At 74.1% G+C, this 12,288-nt stretch carries 14 protein-coding genes and 1 tRNA gene; 6 read left to right on the forward strand and 9 right to left on the reverse strand.

The genetic code is table 11. The features are described 5' to 3' along the window. Positions 1 to 14 precede the first annotated feature (14 nt). From OSR43_RS03540 to OSR43_RS03550, 3 genes are read right to left on the reverse strand one after another with little or no spacing between them, the layout of a single operon-like run. Positions 15 to 1,643, reverse strand: a complete 1,629-nt coding sequence (locus tag OSR43_RS03540) for a glycoside hydrolase family 13 protein (protein ID WP_302269651.1) — start codon at positions 1,641 to 1,643, stop codon at positions 15 to 17. A 39-nt stretch (positions 1,644 to 1,682) separates the two neighbouring features. Continuing rightward, entirely contained in the window at positions 1,683 to 2,402 is a 720-nt protein-coding gene (locus tag OSR43_RS03545; RefSeq protein ID WP_302269652.1) for a hypothetical protein, read from the reverse strand. 19 nt (positions 2,403 to 2,421) lie between these two features. Next, positions 2,422 to 3,816 carry a deoxyribodipyrimidine photo-lyase gene (locus OSR43_RS03550; protein WP_302269653.1) on the reverse strand — a complete coding sequence of 465 codons (1,395 nt, stop codon included), beginning with the start codon at positions 3,814 to 3,816 and terminating at the stop codon, positions 2,422 to 2,424. Positions 3,817 to 3,882: 66 nt separating this feature from the next. Here OSR43_RS03550 and OSR43_RS03555 point away from each other — a divergent pair, with 66 nt between their 5' ends. Continuing rightward, entirely contained in the window at positions 3,883 to 4,569 is a 687-nt protein-coding gene (locus OSR43_RS03555; protein WP_302269655.1) for a metal-dependent transcriptional regulator, read from the forward strand. A gap of 226 nt (positions 4,570 to 4,795) precedes the next feature. Next, positions 4,796 to 5,113 (forward strand): hypothetical protein, encoded by a 318-nt coding sequence (locus tag OSR43_RS03560; protein ID WP_302269657.1) that lies wholly within the window; start codon positions 4,796 to 4,798, stop codon positions 5,111 to 5,113. On the opposite strand, the gene OSR43_RS03565 is transcribed toward OSR43_RS03560, so the two are convergent. Together OSR43_RS03565 and OSR43_RS03570 are read right to left on the reverse strand one after the other, a co-directional pair. Then, positions 5,052 to 5,939 (reverse strand): Sir2 family NAD-dependent protein deacetylase, encoded by an 888-nt coding sequence (locus tag OSR43_RS03565; RefSeq protein ID WP_302269658.1) that lies wholly within the window; start codon positions 5,937 to 5,939, stop codon positions 5,052 to 5,054. The genes OSR43_RS03560 and OSR43_RS03565 overlap by 62 nt on opposite strands. Next, complete coding sequence (locus OSR43_RS03570) at positions 5,936 to 6,205, reverse strand: DUF2277 domain-containing protein (protein WP_302269659.1); 270 nt, start codon at positions 6,203 to 6,205, stop codon at positions 5,936 to 5,938. The genes OSR43_RS03565 and OSR43_RS03570 overlap by 4 nt, the downstream gene beginning before the upstream one ends. Before the next feature lie 22 nt (positions 6,206 to 6,227). Between OSR43_RS03570 and OSR43_RS03575 the strand changes: the two genes are divergently transcribed. Then, positions 6,228 to 7,427: a trans-acting enoyl reductase family protein gene (locus OSR43_RS03575; protein WP_302269660.1), complete on the forward strand. Its 1,200-nt coding sequence runs from the start codon at positions 6,228 to 6,230 to the stop codon at positions 7,425 to 7,427. An 11-nt stretch (positions 7,428 to 7,438) separates the two neighbouring features. Here the strand turns inward: OSR43_RS03575 and OSR43_RS03580 are convergent. Further along, positions 7,439 to 7,511 (reverse strand) — tRNA-Arg (locus OSR43_RS03580). A gap of 139 nt (positions 7,512 to 7,650) precedes the next feature. Between OSR43_RS03580 and OSR43_RS03585 the strand changes: the two genes are divergently transcribed. From OSR43_RS03585 to OSR43_RS03595, 3 genes are all read left to right on the forward strand, one after another. Continuing rightward, the gene (locus OSR43_RS03585; RefSeq protein ID WP_302269661.1) at positions 7,651 to 9,255 is read left to right on the forward strand and encodes a sulfatase; all 1,605 of its coding nucleotides are present in this window, start codon (positions 7,651 to 7,653) and stop codon (positions 9,253 to 9,255) included. A gap of 77 nt (positions 9,256 to 9,332) precedes the next feature. Next, on the forward strand, positions 9,333 to 10,595 hold the full coding sequence (locus tag OSR43_RS03590; protein WP_302269662.1) for an LCP family protein: 1,263 nt from the start codon (positions 9,333 to 9,335) through the stop codon (positions 10,593 to 10,595). Beyond that, positions 10,592 to 10,762, forward strand: coding sequence for a hypothetical protein (locus tag OSR43_RS03595; protein ID WP_302269663.1), 171 nt, complete (start codon positions 10,592 to 10,594; stop codon positions 10,760 to 10,762). The genes OSR43_RS03590 and OSR43_RS03595 overlap by 4 nt, the downstream gene beginning before the upstream one ends. A gap of 37 nt (positions 10,763 to 10,799) precedes the next feature. Here OSR43_RS03595 and OSR43_RS03600 read toward each other — a convergent pair whose 3' ends face one another. The 3 genes from OSR43_RS03600 to OSR43_RS03610 all read right to left on the reverse strand — a co-directional run bounded on the left by OSR43_RS03600 (position 10,800) and on the right by OSR43_RS03610 (position 12,252). Next, positions 10,800 to 11,186 carry an MscL family protein gene (locus tag OSR43_RS03600; protein WP_302269664.1) on the reverse strand — a complete coding sequence of 129 codons (387 nt, stop codon included), beginning with the start codon at positions 11,184 to 11,186 and terminating at the stop codon, positions 10,800 to 10,802. 38 nt (positions 11,187 to 11,224) lie between these two features. Continuing rightward, the gene (locus tag OSR43_RS03605) at positions 11,225 to 11,854 is read right to left on the reverse strand and encodes an SAF domain-containing protein (protein WP_302269665.1); all 630 of its coding nucleotides are present in this window, start codon (positions 11,852 to 11,854) and stop codon (positions 11,225 to 11,227) included. 65 nt (positions 11,855 to 11,919) lie between these two features. Then, entirely contained in the window at positions 11,920 to 12,252 is a 333-nt protein-coding gene (locus OSR43_RS03610) for an FmdB family zinc ribbon protein (RefSeq protein ID WP_302271569.1), read from the reverse strand. Between the last annotated feature and the right edge of the window lie 36 nt (positions 12,253 to 12,288).

A 12,288-nucleotide genomic window follows, 5' to 3' on the forward strand; every position in this document is an offset into this window, starting at 1 on the left:
ACGTGCGTCGGGGGTCAGCCCGCGAGCCAGGCGGCGGTGTCGGGCGCGAGGCCGTCCACGACCGGACCGCTCGCGAGCAGCAGCTCACCCTCGGGCAGCGGCACCGTCTCGTCGCCGCAGTTGACCACCACCGTGACCGGTCCGCGGCGGAAGGCCAGCACGTCGTCGTGGCCGCTGGCCAGGACCTCGACGTCGTCGCCCGCGGTGGTGGCGAAGGTTCGCCGCGCGGCCAGCGCCGAGCGGTAGAACGCCAGCGTGGAGTGGGGGTCGCCCGCCTGGGCCTCCACGCTCAGCGGGGCCCAGTCCGACGGCTGGGGGAGCCAGGGCTGCTCGGTGCCCGGGCCGAACCCGAACGGCGGCGCGTCGCCGCTCCACGGCACCGGGACGCGGCAGCCGTCGCGGCCGACCTCGCCGGTGCGGAACCACGAGGGGTCCTGCCGGAACTCCGGCTCCACGTCGACCTGCTCGAGGCCGAGCTCCTCGCCCTCGTAGAGGTAGGAGGAGCCGGGGAGGGCGAGCATCGCCAGCGTCGCGGCGCGGGCCCGCGCCAGGCCGGTCGCGCCGCCGCCGTACCGCGTGACGTGCCGGACGACGTCGTGGTTGCTGAGCACCCAGGTGGGGGAGGCGCCCACCGGGGCGACCGCCTCGAGCGTGCCGGTGATGACGTCGGCGAACGCCTTGGCCGACCACGGCGCGAGCAGCCAGGCGAAGTTGAACGACTGCTGCATCTCGTCGGGCCGCACGAACCGCGCCATCGACTCCGGCGTCTGCGTCCACGCCTCGGCCACCATCATCCGGTCGCCGTCGTACTCCTCGAGGACGGCGTGCCAGCGGCGGTAGACGTCGTGCACCTCGGGCTGGTCCCACATCGGCTCGTCGCGCAGGGTGCGCTCGACCATCGAGTGCTCCTCGTTGATCGGGGCGCCGCTGCCGAGCTCCTCGCCCTCGCCGACCTCCTGGTCGCGCAGGCCCTCCTCCTTGACCAGCCCGTGGGCCACGTCGACGCGGAACCCGTCCACGCCGCGGTCGAGCCAGAAGCGCAGCACGTCGGCGAACATGTCGCCGACCTCGGGGTTGCGCCAGTCGAAGTCGGGCTGGCTGGAGTCGAAGAGGTGGAGGTACCACTGCCCGTCGGGCAGCTGGGTCCACGCCGGGCCGCCGAAGACCGAGAGCCAGTTGTTCGGCGGCTCGCCGGGGCGGTCGGCGGGGGACTCGCGGAAGATGTAGCGGGCACGCTCGGGGCTGCCCGGCTCCGCGGCGAGCGCCGCCTGGAACCACACGTGCTCGTTCGAGCTGTGGTTGGGGACCAGGTCGACGATCACCTTCAGGCCCAGGTCGTGCGCGGTCGCGACGAGGGTGTCGGCGTCGGCGAGGGTGCCGAAGCGCGGGTCGACGTCGCAGTAGTCCGCCACGTCGTACCCGTGGTCGTGCTGCGGGGAGGTGTAGAACGGCGTGATCCACAGGGCGTCCACCCCGAGGTCGCGCAGGTACGGCAGCCGCGAGGTGATGCCGGGCAGGTCGCCGATGCCGTCACCGTCGCTGTCGGCGAAGCTGCGGACGTAGACCTGGTAGGTGACCGCGTGCCGCCACCACTCGGAGCCGGCTCCGGCGTCGGACGCATGGGTTGGATCGTTCAAAGCCATGCCCTCCATGAAACCAGACGGCGCTCGCCCACCGGAGCGTCAGCCGAAGGTGGCCGGGTCGATCTCGAACCACACCTGCTCGGCGGCCGCGAGCAGCTCGCCGTCGCCGGTGCGCAGGGCGGTCGCCGTGTGGTGGCGACGGCCGTCGCGGCGGCGCACCGCGCCGGTGACGACGTGCTCGGCGCCGGCCTCTGGCAGCGCCACCACCCGCGCGGTCATCGAGCCGAGCACCATCGCGCGCTCGCCGATCCCGGCCGCCCACGCGCCGGCGCAGTCGATCGCGGACCAGGTCGCCTCGACCGAGGTGTGGTCGGGGTGCGGGGTCCAGGGCGCCGCGACCAGGCCGTCGGCGACCGGCCCGGGGAAGATCCGCAGGCCGTCGCCGGCGGCCCGCTCGGTGCCGCACGAGAAGCAGTGGCCGAACGGGTGGCTGCCGAAGCCGGCGTACGCCGCCGCGGCGGCACGGGCGTGCTCGGGCGCGACCGGCTCGAGCGGGTCGGGCAGCGGCTCGGCGGCCGGCCGGGCCTGCAGGACGACCTCGCCGCCCCGCAGCGCCACCGTCCAGCCGTCGCGCTCGGCGACCTCCATCGGCTCCTCCAGCGGCGGCGGCTTGCGCAGCCGCACCTCGACGGCTCCGGTCCCGCCGACCCGCGCCGCGACCGCCCCGGCGCACCAACCTCCGTTGCCCGAGCCCGGCGGGCCGTTGAAGCGGGCGGGGACGAGCAGGGGAGCGGCGCCGGGCGAGGTGGAGGTGGTCACCCGGGGCAGTCTGCCGACCTCACCGGATCCGCTCCCACCGGGCCAGCGCCTCACGGCGCTCCTCGGCGTGGTCGACGACCGGCTCGGGGTAGCCCACCGCCGCTCGCACCTCGCTCGACGGCTCGTGCGGGTCGGGCACCTGCTCGGGGTCGGCGAGCTCGGCGACCCAGCGCCGGACGTAGGAGCCGTCGGGGTCGAACTTGCGGCCCTGGCCGGTGGGGTTGAAGACGCGGAAGAACGGCGAGGGGTCGGTGCCGGAGCCGGCCACCCACTGCCAGCCGTGGTTGTTGGAGGCCAGGTCGCCGTCGGCCAGCCAGTGCAGGAAGTGCCGGGCGCCGTGCTGCCACTCCACGTGCAGGTCCTTGACCAGGAAGCTCGCGGTGATCATCCGGACCCGGTTGTGCATCCAGCCGACCGAGCGCAGCTGCCGCATCCCGGCGTCCACGACCGGGAAGCCGGTGCGACCCTCCTGCCAGGCCGCGAACAGCTCGCCGGGCTCGTCGTAGGCGAGGTTCGCGTACTGCGTCTTGTAGTACTCCCGCGCGGTGCGCGGCTGGTGCCAGAGCACGTCGGCGTAGAACTCCCGCCACCCCAGCTCCTTGGCGTACGTCGCCGCGCCGGTGCTCCGCCTCCGGGCGAGGTCGGCCAGCAGCTGCCGGGGGTGCACCTCGCCGTACTTCAGGTGCACCGACATCCGCGAGGTGCCGTCCGTGCCCGGGAGGTTCCGCTCCTCGTCGTAGTCGTCGACCCGGTGCTCGAGGAAGTCGGCCCACCGGTCCCGGGTGGCGTCCTCGCCGGCCTCGGGCAGCTCGAGCCCCGGGGGGAGCGGGGGGTCGGGGATCCCGGTGGTGTCCGCCTCGAGCGCCACCCACGCCCCGTGGCGCGGTGCCGGCACCGGGTCGGGCCGCTCCTGCTGCTGCCAGGCCCGGTAGAACGGCGTGAACACGCGGTAGTGGTCGCCCGAGCCGTTGACGACCTCGCCGGGCGGCACGGCGTACGGCGACCCGGTGCGGACCAGCTCGACGCCGGCCTCGCCCAGCGCCCGCTCGACCGCCTCGTCGCGCCGGCGGCCGTAGGGACCGAAGTCCGCCGCCACGTGCACCCGGGCGGCGCCGACGGCCCGGGCGGCGAGGGGCACGCGGCGTGCCGGGTCGCCGCGGACCACCTGCAGGCCGGGTGCCCCCAGCGCGCGCAGGCCCGCGTCGAGGGCCCGCAACGAGGCGGCCAGGTAGGCGCGCCGGCTCGGCCCGGCCGGCCCCCACAGGTGCGGGTCGAGGACGAACAGCGGGAGCACCGCCCCCTCCGCACACGCCTCGAGCAGCGCCGGGTTGTCGCGCAGCCGCAGGTCGCGCCGGAACCACATGATCGTGCGCCGCCCGTCGGGGTCCGTGCTGGCCGGAGAGTCTGAGGTCACGTCTGGCACGCCCCTCCGGTGCCCAGCGAGGTGCCGCGGCATGGCCGATGGGACACAATGAGCGGCGTGAGCGACCTGATCGACACCACCGAGATGTACCTCCGGACCATCTACGAGCTGGTCGAGGAAGGGATCGTCCCGCTGCGTGCCCGGATCGCCGAGCGTCTCCACCAGAGCGGCCCGACGGTCTCCCAGACCGTCGCCCGGATGGAGCGGGACGGGCTGGTGACCGTCGAGGGCGACCGCCACCTGGAGCTCACCGACGAGGGCCGGCGCCTCGCCGTGCGGGTCATGCGCAAGCACCGGCTGGCCGAGCGGCTGCTGACCGACGTCATCGGCCTGGACTGGGAGCTGGTCCACGAGGAGGCGTGCCGTTGGGAGCACGTCATGTCCGAGACCGTCGAGCGCCGCCTGCTCGAGCTGCTCGACCACCCCACGGAGTCGCCGTACGGCAACCCCATCCCGGGCCTGGCCGAGCTGGGCCAGGAGTCGCTCCCCGAGAGCTTCATGGACGGCGTCGAGCCGCTCTCCCGCGCCGCGGGCTCGGCCGAGGGTCGCGTGCTGGTGCGCCGCATCTCCGAGGAGATGCAGAAGGACGAGGTCCTGATGAGCGCGCTGCGCCGCGTCGGCGCGCTGCCGGACAAGACCGTCACCGTGATCGCGACCGGCGAGGGCGTGCTGATCGGTTCCGGCGGCGAGACCGCCGAGATCGTCCCCGAGGCCGCGAACCACATCTTCGTCCGCCAGCTCTGAGGCGCAGCGGGCACGAAGCCCCGGAGGGTCGGACCTCCCCCTCTCGTCGGCACCGGCCGGCCGGACCTGAGCGTTCTGGTCCCGACCAGTGCCGAGGGTCCCTTCCGGTCTGGACACCATCGCCCTAAAGTGGGTACCGGCGTCACCGTTCCCCCCGCGGTGCGTTGTAGGCACGGTCGCCGGGGGCGGCGACCGTTCTCTGAGGGGAGAGACCGTGCACCGTCTGATGACGCCTGACCGCGCGACCGGGGCCGGCCGCGTGCGGGTGGCGCACTCGTCGACATCGCTGAGCCACGGCCTGGAGCCGCACGAGGCGGTCGTCCTGGCCGGCTCCGACGGCGAGCAGCACCTCGCCGTGGTGGCCGACATCGAGTTCGAGCTCGAGGACACCGTCTACGTGCTCGAGGTCGGCGCCCGAGTGCCGCCGGAGACCGCGGACCGGTTGGTCGCCGGCGCAGGCGAGCCCGCCGGCGAGGAGGGCGTCACCGCCGTGATGGAGCTCCTCGGCCAGCTGCGGCGCCGCGTCGTGCGGCAAGCTCGCTGAGCAGCTCGCTGCAGCCCACGTCGAGCCGGCACGTCGCCAGCTCGTCGCCCCGGGTCGCGCCCCGGTTGACGATCACCAGCGGCGTCCCGGCCTTGGCCGCCCGCCGCACGAACCGGAACCCGCTCATCACCGTCAGGCTGGACCCCGCCACCAGCAGCGTCCCCCCGGTCGCCGCCAGGTCGTCGACGGCGGCGTAGCAGCGCTCGACCCGGTCGGGCGGCACGTTCTCGCCGAAGAACACCACGTGCGGCTTGAGCACCCCGCCGCACTCCTCGCACGCGGGGACGACGAAGCCCGCGACCACCTGGGGGTCGTCGAGCTCCACGTCGCCGTCGGGGTTGACCGCCACCGCCGCGTGCTGCTCGGCGAACCCGGGGTTGGCCGCGGTCATCCGGTCGTGCAGGTCCGCGCGGGCCGAGACCGTCCGGCAGTCCAGGCACACGACCTCGGCGATCCGGCCGTGCAGGGTCACCAGCCGCCGCTGGCCGACCCGCTCGTGCAGGCCGTCGACGTTCTGGGTGATGAGCAGCTCGGGGTCGATCTCGGCGAGCGCCTGGTGCCCGGGGTTGGGGTCGGCGTGCCGCATCCGGCCCCAGCCGAGGTGGCTGCGGGCCCAGTAGCGCTGCCGCGCCGCAGGTCCCGAGACGAACTCCGCGAACATCATCGGCGAGCGGGGCGGCCGGCCCGGGCCCCGGTAGTCGGGGATGCCGGAGTCGGTCGAGAGCCCGGCGCCGGTCAGCACGACGAGCGGTCCGGCCCCGAGGAGGGCCAGCGCCGCGTCGTACCCGGTGTCGTGCCCGGTGGGGTGCTCGGCCGTCGGGGTCATCGGCCGTAGCGCAGCGCGGCCCGGGCGCGCGCCTTGTCCGCCTCCACCTCGCGGTTCTTCGGCGGTGCGGTGGTGACGAGGTCCTCGAGCAGGTGCTGGGTGATGTGCGCAATCTCGGCGACGGCCCGGTCGAACGTCGCCTGGTTGGCCTGCGAGGGCTTGGTGGTGCCGCTGACCTTGCGGACGTACTGCAGGGCCGCCGCGGTGACCTCGTCGCCGGTCGCCGGCGGCTCGAAGTTGTTGAGGGGGCGGATGTTCCGGCACATGCCTCCAGCGTACGTTTCAGCCATGGCCAGCGACCGCGCTCCCGACCGCGCCCACGACGTCGTCCTCCTCGGCGCCACCGGCTTCACCGGCGGGCTGACCGCCGAGTACCTCGCCCGGCACGCCCCCGAGGGGCTGCGGTGGGCGATCGCCGGGCGCAACGCCGAGAAGCTGGCGCGGGTGCGCGACCGGCTGGCCCGCATCGAGCCGCGGCTGGCCGACCTACCCCTCCTGACGGCCGACAGCACCGACCCCGCCTCGCTCGCCGACCTCGCGGCCTCCACCCGGGTCGTCGTGACCACCGTCGGGCCGTACCTCACCCACGGCGAGCCCCTGGTCGCCGCGTGCGCCGAGGCCGGCACCGACTACCTCGACCTCACCGGCGAGCCCGAGTTCGTCGACCGGATGTTCACCGCGCACCACGAGGCCGCCCAGCGCAGCGGTGCCCGGATCGTGCACGCCTGCGGCTTCGACTCCGTCCCGCACGACCTCGGCGCCTTCTTCACCGTCCAGCAGCTCGCGCCGGTCGACGGCCCGCTCAGCCTGCGTGGCGTGGTGCGCGGCAGTGGCACGGTCTCCGGCGGCACCTTCCACTCCGCGATGACGCAGTTCTCCCGCGCCCGGCAGATGCGCACGGCGTCGAGCGAGCGGCGGGCGCTGGAGAAGCGGCTCGGCCAGCGGCCCGAGGGCCGTTCGTCGCGGGCCGTCGCCGGCAAGCCGCACAAGGACCCGGTCACCGGCTACTGGCTGCTCCCGCTGCCCACGATCGACCCGTTCATCGTCGCGCGCAGCGGCGACGCCCTCGCGGCGTACGGTCCGGAGTTCCGCTACTCCCACTACGCCGGCACCAAGACCCTGCGGTACGCCGCGGGCGGAGCCGTCGGCGTGACCGCGCTGGCCGCCGCCGCGCAGGTCGGCCCCGTGCGCAACCTCCTGCTGAGCCGGATCAAGCAGGGCGAGGGCCCCGACGAGGCGCGGCGGGAGAGGTCGTGGTTCACCGTCGACTTCGTCGGCGAGTCCGGTGGCCGGACCGTGCGCACCCGCGTCTCGGGCGGTGATCCCGGGTACGGCGAGACCGCCACGATGCTCGCCGAGTCCGCGATGTGCCTGGCGCTCGACGACAACCCGCCCACCTCGGGGTCGGTCACCACGGCCGCGGCGATGGGCGAGCACCTGCTGGCCCGCCTGCAGGCCGCGGGGCTCCGCTTCGAGGTCCTCGACTGAGGGGAACCGGGTGCCCCAGGCAGGAGTCGAACCTGCGACCTTTCGCTTAGGAGGCGGCTGCTCTATCCGCTGAGCTACTGGGGCCGGCGACCATCCTGGCAGGCGGGGGGTCGGTCCGCGATGTGAGGGTCGGCCGGTCGATTCCTTAACCTTGTGGGCGAGGGGAAAGCAGCGGACCGAGGGGCACCGAGGTCCCGGTCGTGGCCGAGGGGAAGGGGGCGTCGTGGCTCGTCGTGTCGTGGTCCTCCTGGTGATCGTCCTCGGCGTCAGCGTGCTGGTGACGGCGGCGCTGGCCTCGCCCGCGCGCCAGGACCGGCCCGCCGAGCGGCTCCCCAGCGCGCCGACGGCCGGCCAGCGCTCGGGCATGACGCCGCAGGGCTACGAGTACGAGCAGCCGCGGCACCGCCCCGACGCACGCCGTGCCGGCGACGACCGGCCCAACGTCGTGCTGATCACCACCGACGACCAGGCGCTCAGCGACATGCGCTGGATGCCGCGGACGAGGCGGTGGCTCGCGCGCGGTGGCGTGACGTTCCGCAACATGCTCTCCCCGCACCCGCTGTGCTGCCCGGCCCGGGCGGAGATCCTCACCGGCCAGTTCGCCCAGAACAACGGCGTGCACACCAACGCCGGGCCGTACGGCGGCGCCGGGGCGCTGCGGGAGCCCGACAACACGATCGCGGCCTGGCTGCAGGACTCCGGCTACCTGGTCGGGATGAGCGGCAAGTATCTCAACCAGTACGACGCCACCCAGGGCGTCCCGGACGGGTGGGACTTCTGGAACGTCGCCACGACCAACGAGTTCGGCTACGAGCGCTACCCGATGTACGGCAACGGCGAGCCGGTCTTCCACACCCGTGAGTACTCCAGCGACGTCATCCGCGACGACACCGTCGACCTCGTCGAGCAGTGGTCGGAGGCCGACCAGCCGTTCTTCATCTGGTCCTCCTACTACGCACCCCACGGGCTCTGCCAGGACACCGGTGGGTGCGCGAAGCCCCCGGTCCCGGCCCCGCGGCACCGCGACCTGTACCGCCGCTCCGCGGTGCCCTCGCTGGGCAAGCCGTCCTTCGACGAGGACGACGTGCGCGACAAGAGCCGCGAGATCCGCAAGCGCGAGAAGGTCGGGCGCCGCTCCGTGACGTACCTCCACCGCCAGCGCATCCGGGCGCTCGCAGCGGTCGACCAGGGGGTGGACCAGACCTTCGAGGCGCTGCGCCGCACCGGCGAGCTCGACGACACCGTCGTGCTGTTCACCTCCGACAACGGCTACCTGCTGGGGGAGCACCGCTACCGCGGCAAGATCCTCCCCTACGAGGAGTCGATCCGGGTGCCGCTCCTCGCCCGCGGGCCGGGCATCCCGGCCGGCGGCGTGCGCGACCAGGTCGTGACCACCGTCGACCTGGCACCGACCATCCTCGACGTGACCGGGGTCGAGCCCGGCCGGGTGGTCGACGGTCGCTCGGTGCTGCCGTTCGCCCGGGACCGCGACCGCCCGCGCCCCGACTCCGACATCCTCATCCAGGCCGGCGGCCGGCCCGACGAATCGCCGACCCCCTGGTGGTACCGCGGCGTGCGCAACGAGCGGTGGACGTTCGTGCGGTGGGACGACACCGGCTTCCTCGAGCTCTACGACAACCGGCGCGACCCCTACCAGCTGCAGAACCTCGCCCGCGACCGGCGCCACCGCGGTGTCCTGCGGGAGATGCGGCAGCGGCTGGCGGCGCTCGAGGACTGCTCCGGCGAGGAGTGCCGGGTCGACCTGGGGCCGCCGCCGCGCCCGCCCGGCGACCGGCGCGGCGACCGCCGCGGGGATCCGCGCGGCTGAGAACCGGCTGAGGGTTTTTGGGGTTACCCGCCGGTGCTGGTCACAATGGGACGTTCCCGCACACGCGAAGGTGACCCATGCCCGACGAGCAGTCCGAGCAGCCTGCCCCGCCGGGTTCCGGCACGCCGCGCGCCGAGGCCCGACGCAAGCCCGACAGCCGCGGCCGGGCGGGCCGCCGCCGCGCCCGGCGGCGCCGCCGGCACACCGTGGCCCGGGTGCTGGGCATCACCACGGTGGTCCTGGCGATGGTCACCGGGCTCTCCGTCGTCTTCCTCTACCGGTCGCTCAACGGCGACCTGACGGTGGAGGACCTCGACGAGCAGCTCGGCGCGGACCGGCCCGCCGCACGGACCATCGACGACCCGGGCAAGCCGCTCAACATCCTGGTCATGGGTGACGACACCCGCGAGGGCGCCGGCAACGCGATCGACCAGGAGGCCGGCGGCGGCTCGGACACCACGATCCTCTTCCACCTGTCCGCGGACCGCGAGAACGCCTACGGCGTGAGCATCCCCCGCGACTCGCTGGTCGACCGCCCCGAGTGCTACACCGACGACGGCGACACCATCCCGGCCGAGGAGGGCGTCATGTGGAACGCGGCGTACTCCGTCGGTGGTCCTGCGTGCACGATGCGGCAGTTCGAGCAGCTCACCGGGGTCCGCCTCGACAACTACGTCGTCGTCGACTTCCAGGGCTTCCAGGACATGGTCGACGCCATCGACGGCGTCGAGGTCTGCATCCCCGAGGACATCTCCGACCCCGCGCACGGCATCAACATCCCCGCCGGGACCCGGGAGATCGAGGGCAAGGAGGCGCTGAACTACGTCCGCGCCCGCTACACCCTCGGCGACGGCTCCGACATCGGCCGGATCAAGCGCCAGCAGGCCTTCATCGCGGCGATGGCGAAGAAGGTCGTCTCCGGCAACGTGCTCGCCCGGCCCGACCGGGTCGTGGGTTTCCTCAAGGCCGCGATCGGCTCGCTGACCACGGACTTCGAGAACCTCTGGGACATCGGCCGGGTGGGCTACAGCTTCCAGCACATCGGGCTGGACAACATCAAGTTCATCACCGTGCCGTTCCAGTACAGCGAGGTCGACCCCGGCCGCGTCGAGTGGCTCCCGGAGGCGCAGCGCGTCTGGGACCGGGTCGCCAACGACGAGCCGCTGAGCCGCCGGCTGCAGGACGGCGTGATCACCGCCGGCAACGTACCCGGCACCGGGGGCGGCTCGAGCACGGGCCCGTCCGGGAGCCCGTCCGGCAGTCCGTCGTCGAGCCCCTCGGCCGGTCCGGAGGACGAGGAGCGGACCGAGCAGCTCGAGGCGGCGGGGCTGTGCACGTGAGCGGACAGCCGCTCACCGAGTGGGAGCGGGCGCGGCGCCGCGCCGAGGTCTTCGGGGAGGCCCTGCCGGAGACGACCCGCGACGAGCGGGACGACGACCGCCGGGGAGAGCGCCGGGACGGCGACACCTGGCTGCAGGAGCAGGTGCCGCCGCACCACGGCGGCTGAGGGCGGCTGAGAGCGGCTGGCGGTGGACGCCGCGGGCTCAGGCCTGCGGTCGCTGGCCTGAGCCCTGCGCGGCGAGCAGGTCGCGGATCTCCTGCAGCAGCTGGATGTCCTCGGGCGTGCCTGCCGGGGCGCTCGGGAAGTAGCGCTCCTTGGCCTTGACGTAGGGCGTCACCACGAAGAAGTAGACGACCGCGGCCAGGATGAGGAACGCGACGGCCGCGGTGATGAACGGGCCGACGAGGACGTCGCCGGGCGCGAAGTCGTCGAAGTTCGGCTGCTTGCCGCCGGTGATCTTGGCGATGGCCGACATCAGCATGCCGGTGAAGGCGGTCACGACGGCGGTGAACGCCGTGCCGATGATGACCGCGACCGCGAGGTCGACGAGGTTGCCGCGGAGCAGGAAGTTCTTGAAGCCGCCGAGCATGGTGCCTCCAGGGGGCGGGAGCGAGGGACCTCGGAACGCTAGCGGCTCCAGGCGTAGGTCAGGAAGGACCGGGTGGCGGCGTCGGCGACGGCCGTGACCTCGGCGGTCGCGGCGCCGACGACGACCAGGCGGCCGGTCAGCCCGTTCCCGCCGACCGCGGGCTCCACGTCCACGGGCAGCGCCAGGACGGGCACGCTGGTCGCGACCACCGCGGCGCCCCCCGAGCGGGGGTCGGCGGCCAGCAGGTCGATCTCGTCGCCCACCTCGAGCAGGTCGGCCATGCCGGCGTCCGGCAGCCGGACGGGCACGGCGGTCAGGTCCGGTCGGCCGTCGGTCAGGCCCGGGCCGACCAGCCGCACGTCGGTCACCGGCTCGCCGCGGCGCACCGGTGCCGCCAGCACCCGCCCGACGGGGTCGGGCAGGCCGGTCGGCGCGCTGCCGGGCGCCCAGGCGGCGCGGACCACGTCCTGGCTCGTCACCACCGTGCCGACCGGGAGGTCGCGGGCGGCCACGGTGACCGCCACCGTGGCGGGCGGCGGCTCGGCGGTCGCCTGCAGGCCGGCGGCGACCGCGACGGCGGTGAGGACCGCGGCGAGCAACCGGCGTCGCGCGAGCACGCCCCGGCGTACGGCGCGGGCGGGTCGGGTCAGGCGGTCGGGCAGGCGCATCCCCCGACCGTAGGAGAGTGCGCGCCGGCGTGCGGCGCGCTCTCCACAGGCTCAGCGGGTGGGCGTCAGGACGCGGCGGCGGTGCTGCTGGACGAGGAGCCCGAGGTGCTCGAGGAGCTCGAGCCGGCCGTGGAGCTGGTCGAGGAGGAGCTGTCGGAGCCGCCCGAGCCGGACGAGGAGGACGAGCTGGCCGACGCCGGGGTGTCGCTGGAGGAGCTGCTCGAGCGGCTGTCGGTGCGGTAGAAGCCCGAGCCCTTGAAGACGACGCCGACGGCGTTGAACAGCTTGCGCAGGCGGCCCGAGCACTCCGGGCACTCGGTCAGCGCGTCGTCGGAGAAGCTCTGGAACTGCTCGAAGGCGTGGCCGCACTCGGTGCAGGCGTACTGGTAGGTCGGCAACGTCAACTCCGGGGGTCTGAGCACGGTTCTTTGGCA

Source organism: Nocardioides sp. Arc9.136, assembly GCF_030506255.1.
Lineage (GTDB): Bacteria > Actinomycetota > Actinomycetes > Propionibacteriales > Nocardioidaceae > Nocardioides.

Bases quoted from the DNA above. Each gene is read 5' to 3' on its own strand.
- OSR43_RS03570 (WP_302269659.1), bottom strand. From the start codon at position 6,205: ATGTGCCGGAACATCCGCCCCCTCAACAACTTCGAGCCGCCGGCGACC.
- OSR43_RS03590 (WP_302269662.1), top strand. From the start codon at position 9,333: ATGCCCGACGAGCAGTCCGAGCAGCCTGCCCCGCCGGGTTCCGGCACG.
- OSR43_RS03600 (WP_302269664.1), bottom strand. From the start codon at position 11,186: ATGCTCGGCGGCTTCAAGAACTTCCTGCTCCGCGGCAACCTCGTCGAC.
- OSR43_RS03575 (WP_302269660.1), top strand. From the start codon at position 6,228: ATGGCCAGCGACCGCGCTCCCGACCGCGCCCACGACGTCGTCCTCCTC.
- OSR43_RS03605 (WP_302269665.1), bottom strand. From the start codon at position 11,854: ATGCGCCTGCCCGACCGCCTGACCCGACCCGCCCGCGCCGTACGCCGG.
- OSR43_RS03560 (WP_302269657.1), top strand. From the start codon at position 4,796: ATGACGCCTGACCGCGCGACCGGGGCCGGCCGCGTGCGGGTGGCGCAC.
- OSR43_RS03540 (WP_302269651.1), bottom strand. From the start codon at position 1,643: ATGGCTTTGAACGATCCAACCCATGCGTCCGACGCCGGAGCCGGCTCC.
- OSR43_RS03565 (WP_302269658.1), bottom strand. From the start codon at position 5,939: ATGACCCCGACGGCCGAGCACCCCACCGGGCACGACACCGGGTACGAC.